Source organism: Streptomyces viridosporus (assembly GCF_002078235.1).
In the GTDB taxonomy this organism is placed as follows: domain Bacteria; phylum Actinomycetota; class Actinomycetes; order Streptomycetales; family Streptomycetaceae; genus Streptomyces; species Streptomyces viridosporus.
Genome location: NZ_MSGP01000087.1, coordinates 2,501 through 4,873 on the forward strand (window position 1 = coordinate 2,501; position 2,373 = coordinate 4,873).

Sequence of the window (2,373 nt, forward strand, 5' to 3'; positions counted from 1 at the left end):
CCTTGTTCTCGTGACTGCGTGCCTTTTGAAGAATGAGCCTGCGAGTTTGCGGTGTGTTGCGAGGTTAACCCGGGTGGGGAAGCCGTAGCGAAAGCGAGTCCGAACAGGGCGATTTCAGTAGCACGCTCAAGACCCGAAGCGGAGTGATCTAGCCATGGGCAGGTTGAAGCGGAGGTAAGACTTCGTGGAGGACCGAACCCACCAGGGTTGAAAACCTGGGGGATGACCTGTGGTTAGGGGTGAAAGGCCAATCAAACTCCGTGATAGCTGGTTCTCCCCGAAATGCATTTAGGTGCAGCGTCGTGTGTTTCTTGCCGGAGGTAGAGCACTGGATAGGCGATGGGCCCTACCGGGTTACTGACCTTAGCCAAACTCCGAATGCCGGCAAGTGAGAGCGCGGCAGTGAGACCGTGGGGGATAAGCTCCATGGTCGAGAGGGAAACAGCCCAGAGCATCGACTAAGGCCCCCAAGCGTACGCTAAGTGGGAAAGGATGTGGAGTCGCAGAGACAACCAGGAGGTTGGCTTAGAAGCAGCCACCCTTGAAAGAGTGCGTAATAGCTCACTGGTCTAGTGATTCCGCGCCGACAATGTAGCGGGGCTCAAGCGTACCGCCGAAGTCGTGTCATTCATACACAAGGGCCAACGCCTGTATGGATGGGTAGGGGAGCGTCGTCTGCCGGGTGAAGCAGCCGCGGAAGCGAGTTGTGGACGGTTGACGAGTGAGAATGCAGGCATGAGTAGCGATTCACACGTGAGAAACGTGTGCGCCGATTGACTAAGGGTTCCTGGGTCAAGCTGATCTGCCCAGGGTAAGTCGGGACCTAAGGCGAGGCCGACAGGCGTAGTCGATGGATAACCGGTTGATATTCCGGTACCCGCTGTGCAGCGTCAAACATCGAATCCAGTGATGCTAAGCCCGTGAAGCCGCCGGCTGAGTCTTCGGACGAGGTCGGAGTGGTGGAGCCGGTGACCCGAGCTGGTAGTAGGTGAGTGATGGGGTGACGCAGGAAGGCAGTCCAGCCCGGGCGGTGGTTGTCCCGGGGTAAGGGTGTAGGACGTCAGGTAGGCAAATCCGCCTGGCAATAGTCTGAGACCCGATGCCGAGCCGATTGCGGCGAAGTGGATGATCCTATGCTGTCGAGAAAAGCCTCTAGCGAGTTGCATGGCGGCCCGTACCCGAAACCGACTCAGGTGGTCAGGTAGAGAATACCGAGGCGTTCGGGTGAACTATGGTTAAGGAACTCGGCAAAATGCCCCCGTAACTTCGGGAGAAGGGGGGCCACACCCGGTGATCCGATTTACTCGGTGAGCTGGGGGTGGCCGCAGAGACCAGCGAGAAGCGACTGTTTACTAAAAACACAGGTCCGTGCGAAGCCGTAAGGCGAGGTATACGGACTGACGCCTGCCCGGTGCTGGAACGTTAAGGGGACCGGTCAGCTTGGATTCGTCCAGGCGAAGCTGAGAACTTAAGCGCCAGTAAACGGCGGTGGTAACTATAACCATCCTAAGGTAGCGAAATTCCTTGTCGGGTAAGTTCCGACCTGCACGAATGGCGTAACGACTTCTCGACTGTCTCAACCATAGGCCCGGTGAAATTGCACTACGAGTAAAGATGCTCGTTTCGCGCAGCAGGACGGAAAGACCCCGGGACCTTTACTACAGTTTGATATTGGTGTTCGGTTCGGCTTGTGTAGGATAGCTGGGAGACCGTGAAGCCCGGACGCCAGTCCGGGTGGAGTCGTCGTTGAAATACCAGTCTGGTCGTGCTGGATGTCTAACCTGGGTCCGTGATCCGGATCAGGGACAGTGTCTGATGGGTAGTTTAACTGGGGCGGTTGCCTCCTAAAGGGTAACGGAGGCGCCCAAAGGTTCCCTCAGCCTGGTTGGCAATCAGGTGGTGAGTGTAAGTGCACAAGGGAGCTTGACTGTGAGACCGACGGGTCGAGCAGGGACGAAAGTCGGGACTAGTGATCCGGCGGTGGCTTGTGGAAGCGCCGTCGCTCAACGGATAAAAGGTACCCCGGGGATAACAGGCTGATCTTCCCCAAGAGTCCATATCGACGGGATGGTTTGGCACCTCGATGTCGGCTCGTCGCATCCTGGGGCTGGAGTCGGTCCCAAGGGTTGGGCTGTTCGCCCATTAAAGCGGTACGCGAGCTGGGTTTAGAACGTCGTGAGACAGTTCGGTCCCTATCCGCTGTGCGCGCAGGAGTCTTGAGAAGGGCTGTCCCTAGTACGAGAGGACCGGGACGGACGAACCTCTGGTGTGCCAGTTGTCCTGCCAAGGGCATGGCTGGTTGGCTACGTTCGGGAGGGATAACCGCTGAAAGCATCTAAGCGGGAAGCCTGCTTCGAGATGAGGACTCCCACC

The 2,373-nt window shown here is 57.7% G+C and carries 1 rRNA gene (running past one end of the window); it reads left to right on the forward strand.

The features are described 5' to 3' along the window. A 23S ribosomal RNA gene (locus B7L92_RS06290) occupies positions 1-2,373 on the forward strand (its annotated part extends 642 nt beyond the left edge of the window); the annotation flags it as partial.